General features: G+C 44.1%; 1 protein-coding gene. It reads right to left on the reverse strand.

Features of this window, described 5'->3' with window-relative positions:
• Window positions 1-356: IS5 family transposase (locus EI164_RS16785; protein ID WP_192521084.1), on the reverse strand; the 356-nt coding region annotated here is incomplete at both ends.

The following is a 356-nucleotide window of genomic DNA, read 5'->3' on the forward strand; positions in this document are numbered from 1 at the left end:
TATCAACGTCTTTGCCATCTTAGAGTCATGTACTTGCCCACCTGACAGCTCAACATGTATAGGGTTACCACAAGCATCGACCACTAAGTGCAGTTTGCTGCTATTACCTGCAACACTTTTACCAATGGCCTCATCAAGATGACTGGCTGCGCCTGTACTATGCTGATGAGCTTTGACCACGCTACCGTCTATAAATAACCATTCACTATCATAGTTTGCTGTGACTATCTTCATGAGCTTTTGCCATTTACCGGTTTTACGCCAATAACGGTATTGATGATATATGCTAGACCAATGACCGAAATAAGAAGGTAAGTCTCGCCATGGACAGCCTACTCGTATGCGGTACAACATGC

Source organism: Psychrobacter sp. FME13 (assembly GCF_014861395.1).
GTDB lineage: Bacteria > Pseudomonadota > Gammaproteobacteria > Pseudomonadales > Moraxellaceae > Psychrobacter.